This is a genomic window from Streptomyces sp. NPDC000594, from assembly GCF_040299965.1.
In the GTDB taxonomy this organism is placed as follows: Bacteria; Actinomycetota; Actinomycetes; order Streptomycetales; family Streptomycetaceae; genus Streptomyces.
In genome coordinates this window covers 54,834-78,831 of the sequence record NZ_JBEPCY010000040.1, presented here as the reverse complement: position 1 = coordinate 78,831, position 23,998 = coordinate 54,834, and the positions used below count along the sequence as shown (strand labels likewise).

Below are 23,998 nucleotides of genomic sequence, written 5' to 3'. Positions count from 1 at the left end.
GCCTCTTCTCGCGCCTCCGCCGCGCGCCGCCCCCCCCCGCCCCGCCCCGGGGCGGCCCGGGGCCGCGGGGGGGGGGCGGGGGGTGGGGGCCCCCCCCCCCCCACGCCCGTACCGCTCCTGCCTGCTACCGCCTACTGGTCCTTCTTCGGGTCCTCCAGGCGGGGGAAGAGCACCGCGCCCTTGGTGACCGTGACCCCGGCGGGCAGCTGCCCCCACGTACCGGCGTCCTGCACCCGCTGCGCGTCGAGCGCGCCCAGCGCGGCCTCCGCGCCCAGCGAGTCCCACAGCGCCTGCGAGGTCTCCGGCATCACCGAGTTCAGCAGGACCGCGACCGCCCGCAGCGACTCCGCCGCCGTGTAGAGGATCGTCGCCAGCCGGGCCTGACCCTCCGGCGAGGTGTCCTTGGCGACCTTCCAGGGCTCCTGCTCGGTCAGATAGCCGTTGACCTGCTTGACGAAGTCGAAGATCGCCAGGATGCCGCCCTGGAAGTCCACCTCGTCGCCGATCCGCCGGTCCGCCTCGGCGACCGCCGTCGCCAGACCGTCCCGTACCGCCTGCTCCGCATCGCCCGCTGCCGTGGCCTCCGGCAGCGCGCCGCCGAAGTACTTGCCGACCATGGCGGCGACCCGGGAGGCCAGATTGCCGTAGTCGTTGGCCAGCTCACTGGTGTAGCGGGCGGTGAAGTCCTCCCAGGAGAACGAGCCGTCCTGGCCGAACGCGATGGCCCGCAGGAAGTACCAGCGGTAGGCGTCCACGCCGAAGTGCGAGGTCAGGTCCTGCGGCTTGATGCCGGTCAGATTGGACTTCGACATCTTCTCGCCGCCGACCATCAGCCAGCCGTTCGCCGCGACCCGCCCCGGCACCGGAAGCCCGTTCGCCATCAGCATCGCGGGCCAGATGATCGCGTGGAAGCGGAGGATGTCCTTGCCGACCAGGTGCACATCGGCGGGGAAGGTCGAGCCGAACTTCTCCGGGTTCTCGTTGTAGCCGACGGCGGTGGCGTAGTTGAGCAGCGCGTCGATCCACACGTAGATCACGTGCTTCTCGTCCCACGGCACCTTCACGCCCCAGTCGAAGGTCGACCGGGAGATGGAGAGGTCCTGGAGGCCCTGCCGGACGAAGTTCACGACCTCGTTACGGGCGGACTCGGGCTGGATGAAGCCCGGGTTGGCCTCGTACAGCTCCAGCAGCTTCGGACCGTACTCGCTCAGCTTGAAGAAGTAGTTCTCCTCCTTGAGCAGCTCCACCGGCTTCTTGTGGATGGGGCAGAGCTTCTCGCCCGCGTACTCGCCCTCGCCGTCGATGAGATCGCCGGGGAGCTTGTACTCCTCACAGCCGACGCAGTACGGGCCCTCGTACCCGCCCTTGTAGATCTCGCCCTTCTCGTAGAGATCCTGGACGAACTCCTTCACCCGGTCCGTGTGCCGCTTCTCGGTGGTCCGGATGAAATCGTCGTTCGCGATGTTCAGGTGCTCCCAGAGGGGCTTCCACGCCTCGGAGACGAGCTTGTCGCACCATTCCTGGGGGGTGACGCCGTGCGTCTCGGCCGTGCGCATGATCTTCTGACCGTGCTCGTCCGTGCCGGTGAGGTACCACACCTTCTCGCCGCGCTGGCGGTGCCAGCGGGTGAGCACGTCGCCTGCGACGGTCGTATAGGCGTGGCCCAGGTGAGGAGCGTCGTTGACGTAGTAAATGGGGGTCGTGACGTAGTACGCCGCCGCCCCCTGCTTCTCGGATCCAGTGGCCGCCATGGCGAAATCCTACTGGCCCCGGAAGGCCCGGCTCACCCGCTTATGGCCCGGGGCGGCGGGTGCCGGAGACTTTCCGTGGCCCGGGAAACCCGAAGGGCGGGAACGCACCCGGGTATGCGCCGGGGAACGCACCGGGGAACGTACCGGGGTATGCGCCGAGTATGCGCCAGGGGAGGAAACGGAATGCGGGTACTGGTCGCCGAGGACGAGCGGGCGCTGGCCCGGCTGATCACCACCGGACTGCGCCGGGCCGGGTTCGCGGTGGACATGGTCCACCGGGGCGACGAGGCGCTGGAGGCGCTGCGGCTCCACGACTACGACGTGGTCGTCCTCGACCGCGATCTGCCCGGCCGCCATGGCGACGAGGTGGCCCGCGCGCTGGTCGCCGCCGCCGCGCGGACCCGGATCCTGATGCTGACGGCCTCCGTCGCCACGGCGGACCGGGTCGCCGGGCTCGATCTCGGCGCCGACGACTATCTCGGCAAACCGTTCGACTTCCCGGAGCTGGTCTCCCGGGTACGGGCCCTGCGGCGGCGCAGCGCCCGGCCGGTGCCACCGCTCCTCCACCACCGGGGGCTGCGCCTCGACCCGGCCCGCCGCACGGCCGAACGGGACGGCCGGGACCTCGGACTCTCCCCGAAGGAGTTCTCCGTGCTCCAGCTGCTGCTGGAGGCGGACGGCGCGACCGTCTCGGCGGAGGAGCTGCTGGAACGGGCGTGGGACGCCCATGCCGACCCCTTCACCGGTGCGGTACGGGTCTGTCTGAGCAAGCTGCGGTCGAAGCTCGGGGAGCCCGCGCTGATCGAGACGGTCCAGGGTGTGGGGTACCGGCTGTGAGCACCGGCCGTTCTCGTCCCCGCCCTCCGCATGCCGGTCCCGCCGCCCTGGGGCCCGGCTCCACCATCCGGCTGCGGATCGCGCTGGTGTACGGGGCCGTCTTCCTGCTGCTCGGCGGTGTCCTGCTGGCGCTGGTGAATCTGCTGGCGAGGGCGGGTACGGAGGCGGAGGCGGCGGAGATCGCCCGCCGGGCGGCCCCCTGGTCCCAGGAGAGCTGGGGCGCCCCCGGTCCGGCGGAGGACGGCTCTCTCGCGCTGCTCACCGGGACCGTCAGCGACGCCGCCGCCGCGAATCTGCTCCTCTGGTCCTTCACCGCCCTGCTGGTGATGGCGTTGTGCGCGGTGGTGGTGGGGTGGTGGACCGCCGGGCGGGTCCTGCGGCCCGTCCATGAGATGACGGCACGGGCCCGGCGGCTCTCCGAGCGGAACCTCTCCGAACGGATCGCCGCGAGCGGCCCCGACGACGAGCTGAAGGAGCTGGGCGACACCCTCGACGCGCTGCTCGCCCGGCTGGAGAAGGCGCTGGACAGCCAGCGCCGCTTTGTCGCGAACGCCTCCCATGAGCTGCGCACCCCGCTGGCGACCCAGCGGGCCGCGATCCAGATCGGCCTCGACCCCGACCGCCCCGAGGAGGTCGCCGCCACCCGGGAGATCCTGCTGGAGGCCAACCGCCGCAGTGAGCGGCTGATCGAGGGGCTGCTGGTGCTGGCCCGGGGGGAGCGGGGGCTCGGCGACGGCCGGGACGCGGACCGGGAGGACGTGGACCTCGCCGAGGTCACGACGGAGGAGGCCCGGCGGTACGGGGTGACGGCCGAGGTGGCCGGCGGGCCCGGGGGTGTCGTCCGGGGCGACCGGGAGCTGCTGGGGCGGCTCGTCGCCAATCTGGTGGCGAACGCGGTGGCCTACAACGTCCCCGACGGGACGGTGTCGGTACGGGTCGCGGGCGGAGTGCTCACCGTGGAGAACACGGGGCCGCCGATCGAGGCGGCGCGGATCCCGGCGCTCTTCGAGCCCTTCCGGCGGGGTGAGGGCCGGGACCGGATGGGCCCCGGCGCGGGCCTCGGGCTCTCGATCGTCCGCTCGATCGCCCGGGCCCACGGCGGCGGGGTGACGGCCCGGCCCGGCCCCGAGGGGGGCCTGACCGTCACCGTGTCCCTGCCTATGGCTCCTGCTTAGGGGCGCCAGTCCCCGAGGATCCCGTCGTACAGCTCGGCGTCCGCGAGGGCGGCGGGCGCGGGGCCCGCGTGGAAGAAGCCCGCGTTGGGCACGGACAGCTTGCGCAGATAGTCGAAGGCCTTGGCGTCGTGCTCGCCGAAGGCGACGAACCGCCAGAAGATCCCGGGCTCCGCCCCGGCAGCGGCGGCGAGCGCGGCGGTGGCGGCGGTCTTCGACTCGGGGGCGCCGTCGGTCTGGAAGACCACCAGCGCGGGGGTGCCGGGGGCGGCCTTGGTGTGCAGGGCGACGACCTCCTCCACCGCGAGGTGGTAGTTGGTCCGGCCCAGCCGGCCGAGGGAGGCGTGCAGCTCGTCGATCCGGCCCTCGTGGGCGGCGGCGGTCAGCTCGCCGGTGCCGTCCACCTCGGTGGAGAAGAACACCACGTCGACCCGGGCCTCGTCGCCACCCAGGTGCGCGGCGAGGGCGAGGGTGCGCTCGCCGAGGTCCTGGGCGCTGCCGTCCTTGTAGTACGGCCGCATCGACCCGGACCGGTCGAGCACGAGATACACCCGCACCTCCCGCGCCTCCCCGAGCCCCTTCCGCCCGATGACCTCCCCGGCCGCCCGGTACCACCCCCGAAGCCCTGCGGGCACGCCAGCCGCCTCCGGCGCGGTTCCGGCCTCTTCCTGTACGGGTTCGTCCGCCACGACCGGCGCGACCACGACCTCCGCCTCCGGCACGGCGGTGGGCTGCGCCTCGGCGACGGCCTCCGCCACGACCTCGGCGACCGGCTCGGGCGCGTCCTCGATGACGGCAGGCTCCGGCTCGGGTGCCACCTCGGCAACAGCCTCCGGCACGGCCTCGGCGGCCGGGGCGGTCCCGGCCTCGTCCTGTACGGGCTCGGCTGCGGCGACCGGTTCCGCCGCAGGCCGCGTCTCCGCGACGGGCTCCGCCACGACCTCCGGGACAGCCTCCGCCTCGGGTGCCGCCTCGGTGGTGTCCTCCGGCACGGCTCGGGCGACGGGCTCCGGCTCCACCTCGGCGACCGGCTCGGACGCGGCCTCGATGACGGCGGGCTCGGGCGCGCTCCCGGCCGCAGCCTCCGGCACCGCTGCCGCCTCGGCCTCGGGCACGGTCTCGGCGACCGGCTCCGGGGTCGCTTCCCGGCCGGTCTCGGCGACAGTCCCCGCCACGACCTCGGCGGCGGGCTCCACCTCGGGCGCGACCTCGGCGATCGGCTCCGGCTCGGCCACGGTGTCGGTCTTCGCCTCGGCCGCAGGCGTCGCCTCGGCCACGGGTTCCACCACGGTCCCGGCGGCCGGAGCGGTCTCGGCGACTGCCTCCGATGCCACCTCGGCAGGCTTGTCCCGGTCGGCCACGGGCTCCGCGACGGTCTCGACGGCGGGCGAGGTCCCGGCCTCTTCCTGTACGGGGGCCACCTCGGCCACCGGCTCCGTCCCGGCGACAGCCGCCGGGGTCGCCTTCGCCTCGACCCGGGCGGGCTTGTCCTCGGTGACGGGCTCTGCCACGGGCGCGGCCTCGGCAACAGCCTCCGGCACGGCCTCGGTGGCCGGCGTGGTCGTGGCCTCTTCCTGTACGGGCGCGGTCTCGGCGACCGGTTCCGCCACGGACGCGGCCTCGGCGGCAGGCTTCGGCTCCGAAACCACCTCCGGCTCCGGCTCCGCTTCGGGTGCCGCCTTGGCGGCGGGCTCGGGCTCGGCCACGGTCCCGGTCTTCGCCTCTGCCGCAGGTTCCGCCACCGGCGCGGCCTCCGGCTCGGGGGCCGCCACGGGCGTGACCTCGGCGACGGGCTCGTCGGCAGGCTTCGGCTCGGGCGCGACCTCGGCGACCGGCTCCGGCTCAGTCACGGTGTCGGTCTTGGCCTCGGCGACAGGCTCCGGCTCAGCCACGGTCCCGGTCCCGGTCTTCGCCTCGGCGACCGGCTCCGCCACCGGCACGGTCTCGCCCACCGGCGCGGTGGTCACCGTGCTCGCCTCGGGCGCCGACTTCTGCTGGGGCACCGCCGGCCTGGGCTCCGACGCCTCGGCGGCGGGGACCGGCTCGGTGCGTGCCTGGGCCGGGATCGACGCCATCCGAGGCCGGGCCTGCGGACGGTCGAACGCGGCCGACACCAGATCCGCCGCCCGCCCCTCCGGCGGCACCGTGGCCGACGGCGACGGCGTCCGGCCCTCCGCCTCCGGGGCCGCGGTCTCAGAAGCTGACGGCGACGGGTCCGGCGAAGAAGGCGAAGCCGCCCCCGCCCCCGTGGCCGGTTCGGTACGGTCCGACTGGGGCGGTACGGAGGGCACAGTCCCCGCCTCGGCGGACTCCGAACGATCGCGGCCGAATACCTTGCGCAGCAAGCTCCGAATGCCCATGTGCGAGGACCTTTCGCATGAGTTGTGTGGAGTTTTCTCCGCACTTGCACCAGGTTGTCCGTGGTGTGTCCTGGCCAGGGCGGACACGTAAGGTTAGCCGCCACCGCGCGCCCGCCCCCGACGGGGCGGTCCCCCCTCCGCCACCGCCGGCGGACGCGCCTCCCGTACCCCGCGTATCTCCCGTTTCCCGTACGCGACACCCCGCATGGCCGGTAATCCCCCATCTCATTCCGGGGTTCATTCGCCGTTCACCCCGCGTCCGCCACTTCGCACCGGTTCACCCCTAACGTCTCGCCCGGGAGACTTTCCGACAGACTGTCGGCGCGGAGCGCGCCGGAGGAGGACCACGTGCGCAGACTGCTGCCGCTGCTGAACACCGCGCCCCACCCGGGCGGGCGTTCCGCGCTCACCTGCCGCTACCGCTGCGGGGACGCCTGCTTCCAGGAGGTGCCCAACACCAGCGACAACGAGTACGCGGGCGACATCATCGCGCGCGCCCTGTCCCGCCGTTCCCTGGTGCGGGCCGCCGCCGTGGTGACCGTCGCGGCGGGCGCCTCCGGGGTCATCGGCGGTCCGGGTACGGGCGGCGCGGTCGCCGCCCCCGTCACCCACCGGGGCCACGGCCAGGGCCGCCCCGGCGACGGCGCCCGGGGGCTCCGTTTCCAGCCGGTCGCCCCCAACCGGAACGACAAGGTCACCGTCCCCTCCGGCTATACCCAGGAGGTGGTGATCCGCTGGGGCGACCCCATCCTGCGGGGCGCTCCCCGGTTCGACGCGAACCGCCAGTCGGCCAAGGCCCAGGCGGGCCAGTTCGGCTACAACAACGACTTCCTCTCGCTGCTGCCGCTGAAGGGCGAGCGCGACCGTCAGGTGCTCGTCGCCAACCATGAGTACACCGATGAGGTACTCATGTTCCGGGGGTACGACCCGGAGAAGCCCACCCGGGAGCAGGTGGAGATCGCCTGGGCCGCGCACGGCCTCTCCGTGGTGGTGGTCCAGGAGGAGCACCGCTCCGGCCGGCTCACCCCGGTGACCCGCCACCCTCTCAACCGCAGGCTCACCGCGACCAGCCTCTTCAAGGTCACCGGCCCGGCGGCGGGCTCCCCGCTGCTGCGGACCTCGGCCGACCCCACGGGCACCCGGGTGCGCGGCACCCTCAACAACTGCGCGGGCGGCACCACCCCCTGGGGCACCACGCTCCACGGCGAGGAGAACTTCAACCAGTACTTCGCCAACGCCTCCAGCGCCACCGACAAGCGCTACGGCCTCGGTACGGGTGCCTCCGAGCGCAAGTGGGAGCGGTTCGACAAGCGGTTCGACGTGGCCCGGGAGCCGAATGAGTCGCACCGCTTCGGCTGGGTGGTGGAGCTGGACCCGTACGACCCCGACTGGACCCCGCGCAAGCGCACCGCGCTGGGCCGGTTCAAGCACGAGGCGGCCCAGCCCCGGCTGACGGACGACGGCCGTCCCGTGGTCTACATGGGGGACGACGAACGCTTTGACTACTTCTACAAGTTCGTCTCGTCGCGCCGGATGAAGCACGGTGACTCCCGCGCGGCGCGGGAGCACAACCGCACCCTGCTGGACGAGGGCACGCTGTACGTCGCGAAGCTGACCGGGGACAGCCCGCAGGACATCGACGGTACGGGCCGGCTCCCCGCCGACGGCGAGTTCGACGGCTCCGGGGTGTGGATCCCGCTGGCGACCGGCGATGTGTCGCACGTACCGGGGATGACGGCGGACGAGGTCTATGTCTTCACCCGGGTCGCGGGGGACAAGGTCGGGGCGACCAAGATGGACCGCCCCGAGGATGTGGAGCCCTCGCCGCGCACCGGGCGGGTCTATGTCGCGCTGACCAACAACTCCGACCGGGGCAAGCCCGGGAAGCCGGGCGCGGACGAGGCCAATCCGCGCAACCTCAACAAGCACGGCCAGATCCTGGAGCTGGCGGAGAACTGGGACGACCCGGCGTCGGACGGGTTCGCCTGGCGGCTCTTCCTGGTGGCCGGTGACCCCAAGGACCCGTCGACGTACTTCGCCGGGTTCCCGAAGGAGAAGGTCAGCCCGATCTCCTGCCCGGACAATGTGGCCTTCGACCCGTACGGCAATCTGTGGATCTCCACGGACGGCAATCAGCTCGGCTCCCACGACGGTCTCTACGGGGTGGCCACCCACGGTGAGCGGCGCGGTGAGCTGAAGCAGTTCCTGACGGTGCCGACGGGGGCGGAGACCTGCGGTCCGGTGATCCAGGAACGCCGGGTGCTGGTCGCGGTGCAGCACCCGGGCGAGGTGGACGGCGCCTCGGTGGAGAAGCCCGCGAGCCGGTGGCCGGACGGCCCGGGGCGGCTGGTCCGCCCGGCGGTGGTGGCGGTCTGGCGCAAGGACGGCCGCGCGATCGGCGTCTGACCGGGGCAGCCCTGGACGACCGCCCCGCCCGGGTGACCTCGCGCGATATTCGTGGGGGTCCCCCGGGCGGGGCGTCGTACAGTCGGGGACATGGACACCCAAGCGACAGAGCCGGTACGGGTCGACTCCTGGATCTGGTCCGTGCGGCTGACCAAGAGCCGGTCCCAGGCCTCGGCGGCGTGCAAGGCCGGTCATGTGCGGGTCAATGGCACCCGGGTGAAGGCGTCGCAGACCGTGAAGCCGGGCGATCAGGTCCGGCTCTTCCACGCGGGGCGGGAGCGGATCGTGGTCGTCACCCGGGCCATCGGGAAGCGGGTCGGCGCCCCGGTCGCCGTCGAGTGCTACACCGACCAGAGCCCGCCGCCCCCGCCGAAGGAGTTCGTGGCACCCGTCGCGATCCGCGCCCGGGGCACCGGCCGCCCGACCAAGCGGGACCGCCGCGAGATGGAACGGCTCCAGGGCCCCCGCTAGATCCCCACGGGTACGGCCCGGTCAGCGGGCGTCGTGCAGGTCCAGCCGGACCAGCAGCGCCCGGTGGTCGCTCCCGGCCACCTCCAGGAAACGGGCCGAGTCCACCGAGAAGTCCCGGCTGACCAGCACATGGTCGATCTGCGCGCCGAGCGGCCTGCCGACCATCGAGGGCCAGGAGGGGGTACGGGAGGCTCCGCCGAGGATCGCGGCGGAGCGCAGCTCTCCCGCGTCCAGGATCTTCCGGAAGGCGGCATGGTCCGGGGTGGCGTTGAAGTCCCCGGCGACGATCGCGGCGGAGTCCTTCACGGCGGCGGCCCGGTCGCGGATGTTCCTCAGCTCCCGGCGCCAATCGCCGACCATGCCGGGGATCGGCGGCAGCGGATGGACCAGCTGGAGCAGGACCTCCTGGCCCGCGATCTCCGCGACGGCGGCGGGCATGGTGAGACTGCCCTCGATCCCGGGGGCGTCCCGCAGCGGATAGCGGCTGAGGAGGGAGGAGCCGTCCGCCCCGTACCCCTCCACGATCTTTCGGTGGGGGTAGTCGGCGCGCGGTATCTCCGCCGCGAGCGCCCGGGAGCAGAGGATGTTGCACTCCTGCACGAAGACGATGTCCGGGTCCTCCCGCCGGACCGTCCTCAGCAGGGCGTCGGTGCCCTGTCCGTACTCGACGTTCGAGGTGAGCACCTCGATACGGGCCACCTTGCGCCCGTCGGGGACCTCGGCGAGGCCGGTGTCGTACGGCCGGACGAACCAGCCGAGCACCGCGAGCACCGCCGCCGCCCAGAGGATGCCGAAGCGCCAGCGCGCCAGCACCATCAGCACCAGGGCGCAGCCGGCGGGGACGAGCAGCCACGGCAGAAAGGCGAGCAGCTGCGGGACGGGGGTGACCATGTCGGTGTCGGCGACCCGTGCCACCACGATGCCGGTGGGGACCAGCAGCAACAGCCCGCCGAAGCGGCTGACCAGCCGCGCCCGCCGGGACCTCCACTTCAGCGGGTACCCGCCCCACGGCGGCTCCGCCTCCGGCGCGGGGGTCACCTCGGGGGTCGAGAGGGCGCGGTCCACGGTGGGCCTCCGGCGGATCGGTACGAACTGGTCACCCATCAGTTTCCCCGATGCCTCCTGGGCGCGCCCTCAGCCTTCGCCCCGCCCCCAGGCCCCGAAGCGCCGCCGCCGGTCGATGTCCGCGCGGATCTCCGCCCGGATCCGCTCCAGCACGGGCCGGGTGTCCTCGCCCCGCACCAGCGCCCCGACCGGCCCGGACCGCTTCAGCGGACACCCCGCGTCGGGACACCGGCACGGTCCGAAGTCCAGCGGATTGAACTCCCGCGCCCGCGCCAGCCCGCGCCGCCGGTCGATCACCCGGACCACCGTCCTCTCCTCGTGCCTCGCGGCGGGATGTCCTTCCCTGACCAGTCAACGACGCCGCACCGGGGCGAAAGAACACAACAAGTGCACAGGCCGATGCGCTGGGTACCCGTACCGTGGAGCATGGTGTCCATCGGGAGTCGATCGGAGGACGGCCGGCGACATGGGTTCGATCAGACAGGTTCCCGGGCCGGGTGCCAATGTGGCCCGGCTCCGGAAGGAGCGCGGCTGGGGACAGGACCGGCTGGCGCTGGCGGCTGGGCTCTCCAAGTCCCAGCTCGGCAAGGTGGAACGGGGCGAGCGCACCCTGACCCAGCCGGTCGCCGCATCACTCGCCAGGGCGCTGGGGCTGCCACTGGACCAGGTCCTCGGCACCGCGCCCGTCCCGCAGGACGCCGAGGATTCCTTCCGGGGGCTCCAGGCGGCGATCAGACGGTTCGGCCTTCCGGGCGGGGAGACCGAGACGGACGGGAGAGCCGTCCGGGCCGCGCTCGCGGACATGGTGACCCTGCGCGGTGACGCCGATCTCGCCGGAGTCCTCGCCGCCCTCCCGGGACTGGTCTCCCGTACCCAGGCGTACGCCCACACGGTGAATACCCCCCGGTCATGGGCGATGGTGTCCGAGGCGTACTCGACGGTCTACTGGCTGGCCGCCCGCCACCGGTGGATGACCCTCGCGGATCTCGCCGTGACCAAGCAGCGGATCGCCGCCGAACAGGCCGACCCGCTGGCCCTGGCCGTCGCCGCACGCGACGAGGCGGGTGTCCATCTCAACCACGGCGAGTGGCCGGACGGTCTGGCGGTGGTCGACCGCGCCGTCACCGAGGTGGAGTCCACCGCATCCGGGCCGGAGCGGGAGTACGCCCTCGGCATCCTCCATCTGCGCGGGCTGACCCTCGCCGGCCGGGCGGGCGACCGGGCGACCGCCGACGGCCATCTCACCCGGGCCAGGGCACTGGCGGAGCGCTTCGACCGCGATGTGAACCGCTACGGCATCCACTTCGGCCCCGAGAACACCGCCGTCCACGCCGTCGCCACCGCCGGTGACCTGGATCGCCACCAGGACGCCGTCGCCGTCATGGACGACCTGGAGCGTACGACGGTCACCCTTCCCGCCACCCGGATCGGCCCGCTCCATATGAACATCTCCCGCTCGTATCTCGCCCTCGGCGACCGCGACAGGGCCACCGACCACCTGGTCTCCGCCTGGGCCGCCGCACCCCAGATGGCCCGGGTGCACCCCACCGCGCAGGAGCTTCTCCGGGTGCTCACGATCCGTCACAAACGCAGCAACCCCAGGCTGGTGCGCCTCGCCCGCCTCGCCCGCATCCAGTTCTGACGCGAGGTTCTGCCACCACACTGCGGGATTAGGCACTTGATCGCGCGGGTACGAGATCGCCGCGTCCCGGCCGGGCGGCGGCGGGGCCAGGGAATGGAGGAGCCCCATGCACCGGCCCACCGTGCACCATCTGGACTGCGCCCCGATGCGCCCCTTAGGCGGCCCGCCCCTGGTCGCGCACTGCCTGCTCGTCGTGACCGGCGGCGGGCTGCTGCTGGTCGACACCGGGTTCGGCTCGGCCGATGTCGCCGACCCCCGGCGGCTCGGCGGGATGTTCCGGCGGTCGATGCGCCCGGGGCTCGCGCCGGAGCGGACCGCCGTACGGCAGATCGCGGCGCTCGGGTACGACCCGGCGGATGTGCGGGACATCGTCCTCACCCATCTCGACCTGGACCACGCCGGCGGCCTCGCCGACTTCCCCGGGGCGCGGGTCCACATCATGGCCGACGAGTACCGCGCGGCGATGCGGCGGGAGACCCGCTCGGACATCTCCCGCTACCGCCCCGCCCAGTGGGCGCACGGCCCGCGCTGGGTGGTGCACGACACCGCCGACACCGACTGGCACGGCTTCGCCGCCAGCCGGGTGCTGCGCTCGCCCGATGTGCTGCTGGTGCCCCTGCCCGGACACACCCGGGGCCATGCCGCCGTCGCGGTCCAACAACCCGAACGATGGCTGCTGCACGCGGGCGACGCGTACTACTTCCACGGCGAGACCGACACCCGCCGCCCGCGCTGCCCCCGGGGCCTTTCGCTGATCCAGCGCATGGTCGCCGACGACCACCGGCTCCGCCTGGCCCAGCTGGAACGGCTGCGGGAGCTGCGCCGGACGGACGGGGTGGTACGGATCTTCTCCGCGCATGACACCCGGGAGTTCACCGCCCTCGGCGAGGAGACGGGACGCACCCTCCACTGACCCGGTGGGGGCGCCGTCAGCCTCCGTCGCTCAGCCGTGCCGGGAAGCCGCCCTTCGCGACCGGGCCCCAGCGCCGGGGCGTGATCCGGATCAGGGACTTGCCCTGCCGGACCATGGCCGCGCGGTACTCCGCCCAGTCCGGGTGCTCCCCGGCGATCACCCGGAAGTACTCCACCAGCGGCTCGACCGACTCCGGTACGTCCAGGACCTCCGCGTCGCCGTCGATCTGGACCCAGGGCCCGTCCCAGTCGTCGGAGAGCACGAGCACGCTCACCCGGGGGTCCCGCCGGGCGTTACGGGTCTTGGCGCGCTCGGGGTAGGTGGAGATCACGATCCGGCCCGAGGTGTCGACCCCGCAGGTCAGCGGGGAGCCCTGCGGGGTGCCGTCGGCGCGGGTCGTCAGCAGGATCGCCCGGTGCCGGGGACGGACGAACTCCAGCAGACCGTCGAGGTCCACGGGGGTGTTGGAGGCGATGTTGGGTGCCATGGGCCGCAGCCTAACCACGGCCGGGGCCCCGTACCCGGTGAACGCTCAGGACCCGGCGGGAACCCGCTCCCGCGCCTCCGGAGCCGCCCCGTCCGCCGTACCGTCCGCCGCATCCGAGCCCGCGTCGGAGCCCCCGCTCCCGGTCTCCGACTTCAGCGCGACCTCCTTGACGAAGAGCGTCACCACCAGGGCCACCAGGGCGAACGGCGCCGAGTAGAGGAAGACGTCCGCCACCCCGTGCCCGTACGCGCTCTCCATCACCGACCGCAGCGGCTCCGGCATGGTCGACATATCCGGGATCGCGCCCGTGTTCTGCCCGGAGTCCGCGAGGGCCGCCCCCTCGGGGCCCAGCGCGGCGAGGCCGTCCTCGACATGGCCGGTGACCCGGGTGCCGAGGACCGCGCCGAGCGCGGAGACCCCGATCGCGCCGCCCAGGGTGCGGAAGAAGACCACCGTGGAGGAGGCGGCGCCCAGATCGCCCGGGGAGACCTGGTTCTGGACGCAGAGCACCAGATTCTGCATCATCATGCCGAGCCCGAGCCCCATCACCGCCATGGCGGAGGCGAGCTGCCAGTACGCCGTGTCGTAACGGATCGTCCCCAGCAGCGCCAGCCCCGCCGTCAGCAGCACCCCGCCGCCGACCAGCCAGCCCTTCCAGCGGCCGGTCCGGGTGATGATCCAGCCCGAGACGGTGGAGGAGAGGAAGAGCCCCGCGATCATCGGGACCGTCGCCAGCCCGGACATGGTCGGCGTCAGACCCCGCGCCAGCTGGAAGTACTGGCTGAAGAAGACCGTGCCCGCGAACATCGCGACCCCGACGAAGAGCGAGGCGACCGACGCCAGGGCGATGGTCCGGTTCCGGAAGAGCCGCAGCGGGATGATCGGGTCGCTCGCCCGGGACTCCGTCCGCAGGAACGCGGCGCCGAGCAGTACCGACCCGCCGACCATCGCCCCGGTCTGCCAGGAGAGCCAGTCGTAGCGGTCGCCCGCGAAGGTGACCCAGACCAGCAGGGTGGAGACGGCGGCGCTGATCAGCACCGCGCCGGTCCAGTCGATGGTGACCCGCCGCTTCACCACCGGCAGGTCCAGCGTCCGCTGGAGCACCACCCAGGCGAGCAGCGCGAACGGTACGACCACATAGAAGCACCAGCGCCAGCCGAGCCACTCGGTGTCCGTGACAAGACCGCCGAGGATCGGGCCGCCGACGGTCGCGACCGCGAAGGTCGCCCCGAGATAGCCGCTGTAACGGCCCCGCTCCCGGGGGGAGATCATCGCCGCCATGATCACCTGGGAGAGCGCGGTGAGCCCGCCGACCCCGATGCCCTGCACCACCCGGCAGGCGATCAGCATCCCGGTGGACTGGGAGAGCCCGGCCACCATCGACCCCGCCACATAGATCAGCAGGGATATCTGGACCAGCAGCTTCTTGCTGAAGAGATCCGCGAGCTTCCCCCAGAGCGGGGTGGTCGCCGTCATGGCCAGGAGCGCCGCCGTCACCACCCAGGTGTACGCGCTCTGCCCGCCGCCGAGATCGCTGATCATCTGCGGCAGGGCGTTGGAGACGATGGTGGACGACAGCATGGCGACGAACATCCCGAGCAGCAGCCCGGAGAGCGCCTTCATGATCTGCGGATGGGTCATGGGCGGGGCGGGCGGGGCGGCGGGGGCGGCTGTCGCGGCCATCGGTGACTCCTTCAGCTCTCGGGTCCGTCGAGGGGGAGCGGGCGGCAGGGGCCGAAGGAGTCACGCAGCCGGGCGAGCATGCTGATCAGCCGGCCGATCTCGTCGTCGGTCCAGTCGTGCAGATTGCGGGCGAACAGATCGGTGGTGCGCCGGTGGAGTTCGGCGAGCATCTCCCGGCCCGCCGGGGTCAGCCGCAGGATCCGGGAGCGCCGGTCATGGGGGTCGGGGGCGCGTTCGACCCAGCCGCGCTCGACCACATGGGCGACATGGCGGCTGGAGACGGAGGTGTCGACGGCGAGCAGCTCGGCGACCCCGCCGGTCCGCAGCTCGCCATGGCGCGCGAGCAGGGCGAGGACGGAGGCGGGTCCGGAGGGGCATTCGACGGGCAGGGAGCGCGCGAGGCCGCGCCGCAGCGCGCCGATGGAACTGAGCTGACGGGCCAGCTCCGCGTACTGGCTCGGTGCGGCCACGGTGCGAGCCCCCCGGTTTCCTGGTCTGAAGATCTTATTGCTTAGGGCAACAATATAGACGGATGGTTGCCGCAAGCAAACTAAATCAGGGGGGTGTGGGGGTGTGACGCCGCTTACGGAGGCGAGGCGGGGGGTACGGGGGGACGGCCCCGGGGGCGGGCCGCGCCGATGGGCGCCGGGGCGCCCGGAGTTGGGCCCCGTACCCGGGTTCGCTAGGGTCGTGCCCCATGGCACACAACCCCCATGCCCCCCAGGGTCAGCACCCCCAGGGACACCACGACCCCGCCGGCAGCACCCAGATGTTCCGCGCGTTCGTCGACGAGGGCGCCCCGCAGGGCGGTCGCCGGGCGGCCCCCGCGCGCTCCGGTCCCCGGGTGGGACTGATCGCCGCCGTCGTCGCGGGCATCGCCGTCCTGGGCGCGGTGGCCTGGCTGGCCTTCGCCTGATCCCCGCACCCGTACCCGTACACCGGTCTCCGTACGCCGGGCCCGCACGCCTCGTGCGCCCGGCGCGGACTCCCGTACCGGCGCTCCGCTCTCCGTACCCGTACGCCGGTGCCCCGCACCCGTACGCGTCGGCCGGGGCACGGGAACGGCGCCCCACCCGTCGGTGAGGCGCCGCCCTGACGGCTGTCCGGAGATCGGCGGGGATCAGTCCGAGATCAGACCGTCCCGCAGCTGGGCGAGGGTCCGGGTCAGCAGTCGCGAGACATGCATCTGCGAGATGCCGACCTCCTCGCCGATCTGGGACTGTGTCATGTTCGCGAAGAACCGCAGCATGATGATCTGCCGCTCCCGGGGCGGGAGTTTGGCCAGCAGCGGCTTCAGCGACTCGCGGTACTCCACCCCCTCCAGCGCGGTGTCCTCGTACCCCAGCCGGTCCGCCAGCGAGCCCTCGCCGCCGTCGTCCTCGGGCGAGGGGGAGTCCAGCGAGGACGCCGTGTAGGCGTTGCCGACCGCGAGGCCGTCGACGACCTCCTCCTCCGACACACCCAGCACGGCGGCGAGTTCGGGCACGGTCGGCGAGCGGTCCAGCCGCTGCGCCAGCTCGTCACTGGCCTTGGTGAGGGCGAGCCGCAGCTCCTGGAGGCGCCGGGGGACCCGTACCGACCACGAGGTGTCCCGGAAGAAGCGCTTGATCTCGCCGACGACGGTCGGCATCGCGAACGTGGGGAACTCCACGCCCCGTTCGCAGTCGAACCGGTCGATCGCCTTGATCAGGCCGATCGTGCCGACCTGGACGATGTCCTCCATCGGCTCGTTCCGGCTGCGGAAGCGGGCCGCCGCGTACCGCACCAGGGGGAGGTTCAGCTCGATCAGCGTGTCCCGCACATAGGTGCGCTCCGGGCTGTCGACCAGTCCGTCGGGCCCCTGGGCCGCCTCGTCCAGCGTGCGCAGCCGCAGGAAGAGGGAGCGGGAGAGGGTACGGGTGTCGATGGCTTCCGGGCCGTCGGTGGTGACCGGCGCGGGAGCGCTCGGTACGGGCGAGAGCGTGAGCACCTTCGAGCTGCCCTGTTCTGCGGACATGCCACCCCCTTTTGAGGTCGCGTACGGTCGCGGGTGGCCGCGACCAACGGAGGAACGCAGCCTGCACCTGAAATACCGGCCACAAGGCTGCGGCAAACGCGTCTTCCGCAGAATGTCACATGTCGGCAACACGTCGAAGAGATAAGTCGACAGAGTTCTTGAGAATCACCGCAGCGTGTGAGGGGTGTGAGACGGGGGTTGCCAGGAGGAACACCCCTGGCGGGTCTACCCGTTCCGGCTACGCTTCGATCCTGTTTGCGGATCGCAATCGGGCGAAGCTTCGCGCCAGCAGTCTTGACACATGCATCTGGGACACTCCCAGTTCCTGACTGATCTGGGACTGTGTCAGGTTGCTGTAGTAACGGAGCATCAGAATCCGCTGCTCCCGCTCGGGCAGCTGCACCAGCAGATGGCGTACGAGGTCCCGGTGTTCGACCCCGGCGAGCGCGGGATCCTCGTAACCGAGACGGTCGAGCAGGCCGGGCAGCCCGTCGCCCTCCTGGGCCGCCTCCAGCGAGGTCGCGTGGTACGAGCGCCCGGCCTCGATACAGGCGAGCACCTCGTCCTCGCCGATCCGCAGCCGCTCGGCGATCTCCGCCGTGGTCGGGATCCGGCCATGGGCCGTGGTCAGGTCCTCCGTGGCGCCATTGACCTGGACCCACAGTTCATGGAGGCGACGGGGCACATGGACGGTGCGGACATTGTCGCGAAAGTAGCGTTTGATCTCGCCGACGACGGTCGGCATGGCGAAGGTGGGGAACTGCACCCCCCGGTCCGGGTCGAAGCGGTCGATCGCGTTGATCAGGCCGATGGTGCCGACCTGGACCACGTCCTCCATGGGCTCATTGCGGCTGCGGAAGCGGGCGGCGGCGTACCGCACCAGCGGGAGGTTGGCCTCGATCAGGGCGCCCCGGACCCGGGTGTGCTCCGGGGTGCCGGGCGCCAGCTGCTTCAGCTCGGCGAAGAGGACCTGGGTGAGGGCACGGGTGTCGGCCCCCCGGCCGCCGCCCCCTGACCGCCCCTCCTCCGGTTCTGCGGGCTCCGTGGTGTCTCCAGGGCCCGTGGTGTCTCCGGGGGCCGTGGCGTCTTTGGGGTCTGTGGCGTCCGTGGGGGCGGTGGTGTCGGGGGATTCGCTGGAGTCCGCGCCGTCGGGGTCCGTCCCGGGCGGCGCGGTGCCGGGAGGCTCGCCGTCGGGCCGCCCGTCCGGGCGCTCGTTCTGGGGCAGCGCTTCAGGCGCGGTACTGGCCGGCACGGTGACGCCACCTCTTTGCGGTCATCAACGGGACACCTCATCCATCAAAAGCGGTCATAGCATCACAAGACATGTCCACTGTGTGCAAGCACCCGATAACACCGTGTTGAGGGGCAAGTTGGGAGCCGGACACAAAAGGACCCCCTGCCCTGATGGCAAGGGGTCCCGAGGTGTGTCGTGACATCGGTCGGCGAACTGATGTGCGAGGGGTCGTTCGTCCGTCCGGTGTACGGATCGCCGCGCGGGCGGCGGGGTGGCTCAGACCTCGTAGTCGGCGATCACCCAGGTGGAGAACTCCCGCCAGCGGTCGGCGGCGGCCTGGTGGGCGGGGTGCTGGATATAGCGGGCCAGCGCGGCCGGATCCGCCACGGCGGAGTTGATCGCGAAGTCATGGGCGATGGGCCGGTCGCTGATGTTCCAGCCGCACTCCCAGAACTCCAGTTCGGGCACGAGGCCGCCCAGCTCCTGGAACGCCTTCGCCCCGGCGACGACCCGGGGCTCGTCCCGCTCGACGCCTTCGTTCAGCTTGAAGAGGACCAGATGACGGATCAAGGGAGACTCCTCGGGCGGGTGTGGCCGGGCCGGACCGGGCCCCGGCGGGCCTATTCGACCAGCTCGGACAGGAAGTCGCCGACGCTCTTCGCGGCGCTGGATATGCCCTCGAAGCCTATCTGCACGAGATCGGCGGCCTTGTCCGGGGCACTGATGATCGTATAGAGCAGGAATCCGGCCACCAGATAGAGCGCGATCTTCTTCGCCTGTGCCATCGTTCCTGTTCCTCCCCGGTGTCCCTCAGGCCCCTGCGGCTCCCGGAGTCCGGAGGGACCCTGGAGAGTCGCGGAAGTCTAACCGAGGCTTTAAGGACCAAGGGCCCGGCGAAGGGGGCCGTTCGCCGCCCGTCCCGGCCGCGCCGGAGGAGCACGATGGAGTCCACGCCCGCGGGGATCTGGCAGGAGTCCGGCGGGCAGGGGACCGTACCCACGCTGCGGGGTCCCGCTTCCGTCAGTTCCCCCGACGACGGCGGCGGGCCTGTGGAGCGGCCCCCACGCCGGGGGAAGCGGGACCTTTGGGGGCCGCTTCCCCCACCGGCCGAAGAAGCCGCGCCCCCTCACCGGGCGCGGCTTCTTCCGCGTACCGTGGGCCCGGGCGGAGCCTGAACAATGGGGCGCATGCGGACCTGGTCGTGGACAGCGGTGGGCGTGAATCTGCTTCTCGGGATCCCCGGGGTCGTTCCGGTATGGGTGCTCTGGTACTTCGCGGCGAACTGGCCGCTGGCCGCTCTCGGGCTGACACAGCGGGAGCCCACGGAGAACGACGGCGTCCTTCCGGTGCTGATGGTCATGGTGCCGGTGCTGATCGTGTCCGCCCTGCTGTGGTGGCTCGCCAACCGTCCGCTGCGACGCAGGACGGAGTGGGCTCCCCGGGTGTACTGGCCGCTGAACGTGCTGGCCACACTGGTCCCCTCGGGCGTGCTCATGGCCGTTCTGTAAGAAGCCGGACGGTCGGGAGCGAGACGATCCCCGTCTCCGTGGAGGCCAACCCTGTTGCATCCTCTTGTGCCGTGCTCCGTGTGGACCTGTCCACACGGAGCAGAGGCGGCCCGTGCCGTCAGGCGTCACTTTCCGTAGAGGGTGGGCAGATCGACCAGAAGAACGTCGTCGCGCCGGCCGGCGGACTCGCTCAGGTCGGGATGGAAGCCGTGCAGCGAGTACAGGGCCAGAGTGGTGCCGTCGACGTCGTACCCCTGCTCGGCGAGGAGGGCACGGATGCGTTCCAGGCGCCGCAGGTCGCCGGTTCCCCGGCGGGCGGCGGTCGCCTTGGCCTCGCCGAGGAGCGCGACCCTCGCCCGGGGCGTCTGCGGACGCTCACCGGCGGCCAGGGCGATGACGTCCACCTCGTGCTTCGTCCGTGCTGCCTGGTCGGCGATCTCGGTCGGGTCCGGCCCCGGGCCTGGCACCGCGCTGACGCTCGTCATAGAGCTGCTGAAGCAGCCCCGGGATCTACGTCATCCGGCTTGGCCGACAGATTGTCCTTCATCAGGCCTCCTGGACTTCGACGGATTACGTCGAAGTCCACTTCGAAACAACCCGCGCCACCGGGATTCGCCGGCACTGCCACCGGGCGAGTCGGCAACCGAGAGAGGTAGGGGAGGTGAGCGGGCCGCCGTGTTGACACCGCACCACGCAAAACACCCCCCTGTCTGTGTTTCCACAGTTCAGGAGGGTGTGAGAGCGGTAGCGGAGGGATTTGAACCCTCGGTGACTTGCGCCACACTCGCTTTCGAGGCGAGCTCCTTCGGCCGCTCGGACACGCTACCGGGAGAGAGCTTAGCCCACAGGGGGCCCTCTGCCGAAATCCATATCCCTGGGGGATCCCCGGGGGATCGTCAGGGGAGGGCGGGGAGGGTCAGCGGTGGCGGAAGAAGTCCGTCAGGGCGCGGGCGCACTCGGGTTCCAGGACGCCGGCGATCACTTCGGGGCGGTGGTTGAGGCGGCGGTCGCGGACCACGTCCCACAGGGAGCCCACCGCGCCCGCCTTCTCGTCCCAGGCGCCGAAGACGACCCGCCCCACCCGGGACTGGGTGATCGCTCCCGCGCACATCGTGCACGGCTCCAGGGTGACCACCAGCGTGCAGTCGGTCAGCCGCCAGCCGCCGGCCGGGCCCGCGGCGCGGCGGATCGCCAGGACCTCCGCATGGGCGGTGGGGTCGCCGGTCAGCTCGCGTTCGTTGTGGCCGGTGGCGAGCACCGCCCCGTCCGGGCCGAGGACAACGGCGCCGACCGGCACATCACCGGCCAGCGCCGCCTGTCCGGCCTCGGCGAGAGCGAGACGCATCGGCGCCTCCCACGGTCCGCGGACCGGATCCGTCATGGCCGTCACCGGCGTACCGTTCCCGTCTGCCTGTCGCCAGGCTCCACCTAGCGGACGGTCTCCAGCACCTCCGAGGCACCCAGCGCGTCCGCGATCTCTCCCAGTGCGTCGGTGTCGAGTACCAGCAGTTCCCCCTCCGACATGCCAAGGTCAGCCAGGATAAGCCGGTCGCCGAGCGGCCCCGCCGGCGCGGCTCCGCCGGCGTCCGGTCCGTCGTCGTCCGGGTCGTTGTCGTGGTCGTTGTCGTGGTCGGGACGGTCCGAGGCAGGTTCCCCCTCCTCGGTCCCGTCGAGGTCCACCAGGGCGTCCAGGTCGCCGACCGGGTCGCTCCGGTCCGCGCCGAGCAGCTCACTGGTGAGGATCTCCCCGTACGAGGAACGCGCCGCCGCGGCCCCGTTGGAGACATAGATACGGGGGTCGTCCTCGCCCTCCACCCGGACGATGCCGAACCACGCGTCCTCCTGCTCGATGAAGACGAGCACCGTGTCCTCGTCCGGCGCGGCCTCCCGCGCCAGATCGGTCAGATCCGACAGGGTCTCCACATCGTCTAGCTCTGTGTCGCTCGCTTCCCACCCGTCTTGAGTGCGCGCGAGCAGTGCGGCGAAGTACACCGTGACTCTCCCACTGATCAGAGGTGTGACGACTGACGGAGCCCAGGTACGTGCCCCGCCCACTCGGAATCGTGGCAGAAACCGGCGCTTCGCGAGAGGTCTTCCGTCGTTGCGTCGTCCATCAGTTCTCAACCGGGCCTTTCACGCGTAACCGCCGACCGGGCGAACACCGCCCCCGGTCACCAGCGGAAGGTGCGCATACGCATCTGCTGGCGCATCCTCGCCGCCCGCGCCCGCCGGGGCTGGACCCGCTCCCGCAGCGCCTTGGCCTCGTTCAGCTCTCGGAGGAACTGCGCCCGCCGCCTGCGGCGCTCGGCGTCCTCGCCGACCTCGCCCGCGCTCTCGCCGTCCGGGCCTTCCAGGGCACGTTCCACCGCGTGTTGCCACTGCTCGTGCTCCTGCTCCGGATGCTCGGGTCCCGGCACCGGCCTCACCACCCCATGGCTGACGTATTGCCTCCACCTTCCCTCCGGAGGCCCCCTTGAAGCGACCCGGGCTACTGTTGACGGCATGCGGATCCATGTCGTCGACCACCCGCTGGTGGCTCACAAACTCACCACGCTGCGCGACCGGCGCACCGACTCCCCGACCTTCCGGCGTCTCGCCGACGAGCTGGTCACCCTGCTCGCGTACGAGGCGACCCGGGATGTGCGCACCGAGCTGGTGGACATCGAGACCCCGGTGACCCGGACGACCGGGGTCAAGCTCTCGCACCCGCGCCCGCTGGTGGTGCCGATCCTGCGGGCCGGTCTCGGCATGCTCGACGGCATGGTGCGGCTGCTGCCCACCGCCGAGGTCGGCTTCCTCGGCATGATCCGTAACGAGGAGACGCTGGAGGCGTCGACCTACGCGACCCGGATGCCGGAGGATCTGTCCGGGCGCCAGGTGTACGTCCTCGACCCGATGCTGGCGACCGGCGGCACGCTGGTGGCGGCGATCCGGGAGCTGATCCGGCGCGGTGCCGACGATGTGACCGCGGTCGTGCTGCTGGCGGCGCCCGAGGGCGTCGAGGTGATGGAGCGCGAGCTGGCCGGGACCCCGGTCACCGTGGTCACCGCCGCCGTGGACGAGCGGCTCAACGAGCAGGGGTACATCGTGCCGGGCCTCGGCGACGCCGGGGACCGGATGTACGGCAGCGCCGAGTAGTCACCGCACTTCCCCAGGGCGTTTCGATCGTCGCCCCGGAGCCCGGGTCAGCCGCCTCGGGTCTCCGGGGCGTCCCTGTACCCGGGCCCGGTGTCCCGTCCCGGTCTCCCCGTGTCCGCCGGCGGGGTGCAGCGGCTCAGCACTTCCCCTTCGCGGCGGGGGCGGGCTTCCGCAGCGCCGTGAGTGCCGCGTCCGCCGCCGCCTTCGGCGCCAGCGCCTTGTACGCGGTGCCGATGATCAGGTCCACATCGGCCGTCTTCCGCCCGTCCGCCTTGGCCGTCGCGCCCTTCAGCTGGGTGCCCAGCACCTTCAGGGACCCCTGCGCGGCGGTACGGGAGCCGAGCAGCACCGCGGTGTTCGTCACCTTCTTGTCGTACGCGGCGGTGGCGTTGCCGACCTTGCCGATGGTGAAGCCGCGCTTCTTGAGCTCGTCCGCCGCCGCCTTGGCGAGCCCGCCGCGCGGGGTCGCGTTGTAGACATTGACGGTGATCTGCCGGGGCTGGAGCTTCGCCGCGCTCGCGGCGATCCCCGCTTTCTCCGGCTGCCCGGCCTTGCCGGCCTTGGCCGACGCGCCGGGTGCGGGCTTGCAGTCGCCCGCCCGTCCCGAGGCCCGGTCCGAGCGGCTGTCGTCACGGGTGTAGACATCGACGAGCTGCGCGGTCCCCCAGCCGGCCGCCCCGAGCGTGACCGCCCCGACGATCATCGCCGTGACGATCCTGCGGCGATGGCGCGGACGCCGCATACGGGGATAACGGTCGCCCGTCACTCGGTACTTTCCGCCCATGCCGGGAGGAGTCAGCATGCTCATGGGCGCAGCGTAGTGCCGCCCGGCACCCATTCCTACAAGATGATCGACTGACTGCGTCCGTACGGTCCCGTAAAGAGCCCGAAAGGGTCAGTCAGGGCCGGTCGCGCCCCTCGCCGACGGGGTCGGCGGGTCAGCGGGGTGGCCGACCGGGCGGATGGAGCGGACCGGGGCCGTGCGCCGACCGGTTCCTCAGCTCAGCTCCAGCACCCGGGCGTGCAGGACCTGCCGCTGCTGGAGCGCCGCGCGCACCGCGCGGTGCAGTCCGTCCTCCAGATAGAGGTCGCCCTGCCACTTCACGACATGGGCGAAGAGGTCGCCGTAGAAGGTGGAGTCCTCGGCGAGCAGCGTTTCCAGGTCGAGCTGGCCCTTGGTGGTGACGAGCTGATCGAGGCGGACCGGGCGCGGCGCGACATCCGCCCACTGGCGGGTGCTTTCCCGGCCATGGTCGGGGTAAGGCCGTCCGTTTCCGATGCGCTTGAAGATCACACGGAAAGCCTACCGGGCAACGACCTCCGGGCGCAGCCATG

At 72.1% G+C, this 23,998-nt stretch carries 24 protein-coding genes, 1 tRNA gene and 2 pseudogenes; 9 read left to right on the top strand and 18 right to left on the bottom strand.

The features are described from left to right. Window positions 1-131: 131 nt before the first annotated feature. The gene (gene metG / locus ABT354_RS33395; RefSeq protein ID WP_351500819.1) at window positions 132-1,751 is read right to left on the bottom strand and encodes a methionine--tRNA ligase; all 1,620 of its coding nucleotides are present in this window, start codon (window positions 1,749-1,751) and stop codon (window positions 132-134) included. A 183-nt stretch (window positions 1,752-1,934) separates the two neighbouring features. Here metG and ABT354_RS33390 point away from each other — a divergent pair, with 183 nt between their 5' ends. Then, window positions 1,935-2,588: a response regulator transcription factor gene (locus tag ABT354_RS33390; protein WP_351500817.1), complete on the top strand. Its 654-nt coding sequence runs from the start codon at window positions 1,935-1,937 to the stop codon at window positions 2,586-2,588. Continuing rightward, a complete protein-coding gene (locus ABT354_RS33385) occupies window positions 2,585-3,763 on the top strand; it encodes a sensor histidine kinase (RefSeq protein ID WP_351500815.1) in 1,179 nt (392 codons plus the stop codon). The genes ABT354_RS33390 and ABT354_RS33385 overlap by 4 nt, the downstream gene beginning before the upstream one ends. On the opposite strand, the gene ABT354_RS33380 is transcribed toward ABT354_RS33385, so the two are convergent. Further along, window positions 3,760-5,835, bottom strand: a complete 2,076-nt coding sequence (locus ABT354_RS33380; RefSeq protein WP_351500813.1) for a VWA domain-containing protein — start codon at window positions 5,833-5,835, stop codon at window positions 3,760-3,762. The genes ABT354_RS33385 and ABT354_RS33380 overlap by 4 nt on opposite strands. A gap of 633 nt (window positions 5,836-6,468) precedes the next feature. Here ABT354_RS33380 and ABT354_RS33375 point away from each other — a divergent pair. Both ABT354_RS33375 and ABT354_RS33370 read left to right on the top strand, forming a co-directional pair. Further along, window positions 6,469-8,526 (top strand): PhoX family protein, encoded by a 2,058-nt coding sequence (locus ABT354_RS33375; protein WP_351500811.1) that lies wholly within the window; start codon window positions 6,469-6,471, stop codon window positions 8,524-8,526. A gap of 90 nt (window positions 8,527-8,616) precedes the next feature. Then, window positions 8,617-8,997 carry an RNA-binding S4 domain-containing protein gene (locus tag ABT354_RS33370; RefSeq protein ID WP_351500809.1) on the top strand — a complete coding sequence of 127 codons (381 nt, stop codon included), beginning with the start codon at window positions 8,617-8,619 and terminating at the stop codon, window positions 8,995-8,997. 21 nt (window positions 8,998-9,018) lie between these two features. Here the strand turns inward: ABT354_RS33370 and ABT354_RS33365 are convergent, their stop codons facing one another. Together ABT354_RS33365 and ABT354_RS33360 are read right to left on the bottom strand one after the other, a co-directional pair. Next, window positions 9,019-10,101, bottom strand: a complete 1,083-nt coding sequence (locus tag ABT354_RS33365; protein WP_351500807.1) for an endonuclease/exonuclease/phosphatase family protein — start codon at window positions 10,099-10,101, stop codon at window positions 9,019-9,021. A gap of 30 nt (window positions 10,102-10,131) precedes the next feature. Then, window positions 10,132-10,368: a hypothetical protein gene (locus ABT354_RS33360; RefSeq protein WP_351500805.1), complete on the bottom strand. Its 237-nt coding sequence runs from the start codon at window positions 10,366-10,368 to the stop codon at window positions 10,132-10,134. 160 nt (window positions 10,369-10,528) lie between these two features. Here ABT354_RS33360 and ABT354_RS33355 point away from each other — a divergent pair, with 160 nt between their 5' ends. Together ABT354_RS33355 and ABT354_RS33350 are read left to right on the top strand one after the other, a co-directional pair. Further along, window positions 10,529-11,704: a helix-turn-helix domain-containing protein gene (locus ABT354_RS33355; RefSeq protein ID WP_351500803.1), complete on the top strand. Its 1,176-nt coding sequence runs from the start codon at window positions 10,529-10,531 to the stop codon at window positions 11,702-11,704. A 106-nt stretch (window positions 11,705-11,810) separates the two neighbouring features. Beyond that, on the top strand, window positions 11,811-12,617 hold the full coding sequence (locus ABT354_RS33350; protein ID WP_351500801.1) for an MBL fold metallo-hydrolase: 807 nt from the start codon (window positions 11,811-11,813) through the stop codon (window positions 12,615-12,617). Between the two features lie 16 nt (window positions 12,618-12,633). Here the strand turns inward: ABT354_RS33350 and ABT354_RS33345 are convergent, their stop codons facing one another. From ABT354_RS33345 to ABT354_RS33335, 3 genes and pseudogenes are all read right to left on the bottom strand, one after another. Next, window positions 12,634-13,104: a PPOX class F420-dependent oxidoreductase gene (locus ABT354_RS33345; RefSeq protein WP_351500799.1), complete on the bottom strand. Its 471-nt coding sequence runs from the start codon at window positions 13,102-13,104 to the stop codon at window positions 12,634-12,636. Window positions 13,105-13,256: 152 nt separating this feature from the next. Next, a pseudogene (locus ABT354_RS33340) lies at window positions 13,257-14,745 on the bottom strand (MDR family MFS transporter); the annotation flags it as partial. A gap of 53 nt (window positions 14,746-14,798) precedes the next feature. Then, window positions 14,799-15,257, bottom strand: coding sequence for a MarR family winged helix-turn-helix transcriptional regulator (locus tag ABT354_RS33335; RefSeq protein ID WP_351500795.1), 459 nt, complete (start codon window positions 15,255-15,257; stop codon window positions 14,799-14,801). Window positions 15,258-15,484: 227 nt separating this feature from the next. Here ABT354_RS33335 and ABT354_RS33330 point away from each other — a divergent pair, with 227 nt between their 5' ends. After that, the gene (locus tag ABT354_RS33330; RefSeq protein ID WP_351500793.1) at window positions 15,485-15,703 is read left to right on the top strand and encodes a hypothetical protein; all 219 of its coding nucleotides are present in this window, start codon (window positions 15,485-15,487) and stop codon (window positions 15,701-15,703) included. A gap of 204 nt (window positions 15,704-15,907) precedes the next feature. Here ABT354_RS33330 and ABT354_RS33325 read toward each other — a convergent pair whose 3' ends face one another. The 4 genes from ABT354_RS33325 to ABT354_RS33310 all read right to left on the bottom strand — a co-directional run bounded on the left by ABT354_RS33325 (window position 15,908) and on the right by ABT354_RS33310 (window position 18,802). Then, the gene (locus ABT354_RS33325; protein WP_351500791.1) at window positions 15,908-16,783 is read right to left on the bottom strand and encodes an RNA polymerase sigma factor SigF; all 876 of its coding nucleotides are present in this window, start codon (window positions 16,781-16,783) and stop codon (window positions 15,908-15,910) included. Window positions 16,784-17,021: 238 nt separating this feature from the next. Next, window positions 17,022-18,035 carry an RNA polymerase sigma factor SigF gene (locus tag ABT354_RS33320; protein WP_351500789.1) on the bottom strand — a complete coding sequence of 338 codons (1,014 nt, stop codon included), beginning with the start codon at window positions 18,033-18,035 and terminating at the stop codon, window positions 17,022-17,024. A 258-nt stretch (window positions 18,036-18,293) separates the two neighbouring features. After that, a complete protein-coding gene (locus ABT354_RS33315; RefSeq protein ID WP_351500787.1) occupies window positions 18,294-18,587 on the bottom strand; it encodes a Dabb family protein in 294 nt (97 codons plus the stop codon). 50 nt (window positions 18,588-18,637) lie between these two features. Continuing rightward, window positions 18,638-18,802 carry a hypothetical protein gene (locus tag ABT354_RS33310; RefSeq protein WP_351500785.1) on the bottom strand — a complete coding sequence of 55 codons (165 nt, stop codon included), beginning with the start codon at window positions 18,800-18,802 and terminating at the stop codon, window positions 18,638-18,640. Window positions 18,803-19,195: 393 nt separating this feature from the next. Here ABT354_RS33310 and ABT354_RS33305 point away from each other — a divergent pair, with 393 nt between their 5' ends. Next, window positions 19,196-19,525 carry a hypothetical protein gene (locus tag ABT354_RS33305; RefSeq protein ID WP_351500783.1) on the top strand — a complete coding sequence of 110 codons (330 nt, stop codon included), beginning with the start codon at window positions 19,196-19,198 and terminating at the stop codon, window positions 19,523-19,525. Between the two features lie 125 nt (window positions 19,526-19,650). Here ABT354_RS33305 and ABT354_RS33300 read toward each other — a convergent pair. The 5 genes and pseudogenes from ABT354_RS33300 to ABT354_RS33280 form a co-directional block, all read right to left on the bottom strand. Continuing rightward, window positions 19,651-19,992: pseudogene (locus ABT354_RS33300) on the bottom strand (ATP-binding protein); the annotation flags it as partial. A 275-nt stretch (window positions 19,993-20,267) separates the two neighbouring features. After that, window positions 20,268-20,352, bottom strand: a tRNA-Ser gene (locus ABT354_RS33295). 89 nt (window positions 20,353-20,441) lie between these two features. Continuing rightward, on the bottom strand, window positions 20,442-20,906 hold the full coding sequence (tadA, locus tag ABT354_RS33290) for a tRNA adenosine(34) deaminase TadA (RefSeq protein WP_351500781.1): 465 nt from the start codon (window positions 20,904-20,906) through the stop codon (window positions 20,442-20,444). Between the two features lie 47 nt (window positions 20,907-20,953). Then, a complete protein-coding gene (locus ABT354_RS33285) occupies window positions 20,954-21,517 on the bottom strand; it encodes a tRNA adenosine deaminase-associated protein (protein ID WP_351500779.1) in 564 nt (187 codons plus the stop codon). A gap of 179 nt (window positions 21,518-21,696) precedes the next feature. Continuing rightward, window positions 21,697-21,951, bottom strand: a complete 255-nt coding sequence (locus ABT354_RS33280) for a hypothetical protein (RefSeq protein WP_502983547.1) — start codon at window positions 21,949-21,951, stop codon at window positions 21,697-21,699. A gap of 76 nt (window positions 21,952-22,027) precedes the next feature. Here ABT354_RS33280 and upp point away from each other — a divergent pair, with 76 nt between their 5' ends. Further along, the gene (upp, locus tag ABT354_RS33275) at window positions 22,028-22,663 is read left to right on the top strand and encodes a uracil phosphoribosyltransferase (RefSeq protein ID WP_351500777.1); all 636 of its coding nucleotides are present in this window, start codon (window positions 22,028-22,030) and stop codon (window positions 22,661-22,663) included. Window positions 22,664-22,799: 136 nt separating this feature from the next. Here the strand turns inward: upp and ABT354_RS33270 are convergent, their stop codons facing one another. Together ABT354_RS33270 and ABT354_RS33265 are read right to left on the bottom strand one after the other, a co-directional pair. Continuing rightward, window positions 22,800-23,471, bottom strand: a complete 672-nt coding sequence (locus ABT354_RS33270) for a LytR C-terminal domain-containing protein (protein WP_351500775.1) — start codon at window positions 23,469-23,471, stop codon at window positions 22,800-22,802. A 189-nt stretch (window positions 23,472-23,660) separates the two neighbouring features. Then, entirely contained in the window at window positions 23,661-23,957 is a 297-nt protein-coding gene (locus ABT354_RS33265) for a type II toxin-antitoxin system VapB family antitoxin (protein WP_323448625.1), read from the bottom strand. Window positions 23,958-23,998: the final 41 nt, after the last annotated feature.

Bases quoted from the DNA above. Each gene is read 5' to 3' on its own strand.
- metG (WP_351500819.1), bottom strand. From the start codon at position 1,751: ATGGCGGCCACTGGATCCGAGAAGCAGGGGGCGGCGGCGTACTACGTC.
- ABT354_RS33390 (WP_351500817.1), top strand. From the start codon at position 1,935: ATGCGGGTACTGGTCGCCGAGGACGAGCGGGCGCTGGCCCGGCTGATC.
- ABT354_RS33380 (WP_351500813.1), bottom strand. From the start codon at position 5,835: ATGGCGTCGATCCCGGCCCAGGCACGCACCGAGCCGGTCCCCGCCGCC.
- ABT354_RS33370 (WP_351500809.1), top strand. From the start codon at position 8,617: ATGGACACCCAAGCGACAGAGCCGGTACGGGTCGACTCCTGGATCTGG.
- ABT354_RS33365 (WP_351500807.1), bottom strand. From the start codon at position 10,101: ATGGGTGACCAGTTCGTACCGATCCGCCGGAGGCCCACCGTGGACCGC.
- ABT354_RS33355 (WP_351500803.1), top strand. From the start codon at position 10,529: ATGGGTTCGATCAGACAGGTTCCCGGGCCGGGTGCCAATGTGGCCCGG.
- ABT354_RS33350 (WP_351500801.1), top strand. From the start codon at position 11,811: ATGCACCGGCCCACCGTGCACCATCTGGACTGCGCCCCGATGCGCCCC.
- ABT354_RS33345 (WP_351500799.1), bottom strand. From the start codon at position 13,104: ATGGCACCCAACATCGCCTCCAACACCCCCGTGGACCTCGACGGTCTG.
- ABT354_RS33330 (WP_351500793.1), top strand. From the start codon at position 15,485: ATGGCACACAACCCCCATGCCCCCCAGGGTCAGCACCCCCAGGGACAC.
- ABT354_RS33325 (WP_351500791.1), bottom strand. From the start codon at position 16,783: ATGTCCGCAGAACAGGGCAGCTCGAAGGTGCTCACGCTCTCGCCCGTA.
- ABT354_RS33310 (WP_351500785.1), bottom strand. From the start codon at position 18,802: ATGGCACAGGCGAAGAAGATCGCGCTCTATCTGGTGGCCGGATTCCTG.
- ABT354_RS33305 (WP_351500783.1), top strand. From the start codon at position 19,196: ATGGGGCGCATGCGGACCTGGTCGTGGACAGCGGTGGGCGTGAATCTG.
- tadA (WP_351500781.1), bottom strand. From the start codon at position 20,906: ATGACGGATCCGGTCCGCGGACCGTGGGAGGCGCCGATGCGTCTCGCT.
- upp (WP_351500777.1), top strand. From the start codon at position 22,028: ATGCGGATCCATGTCGTCGACCACCCGCTGGTGGCTCACAAACTCACC.
- ABT354_RS33270 (WP_351500775.1), bottom strand. From the start codon at position 23,471: ATGAGCATGCTGACTCCTCCCGGCATGGGCGGAAAGTACCGAGTGACG.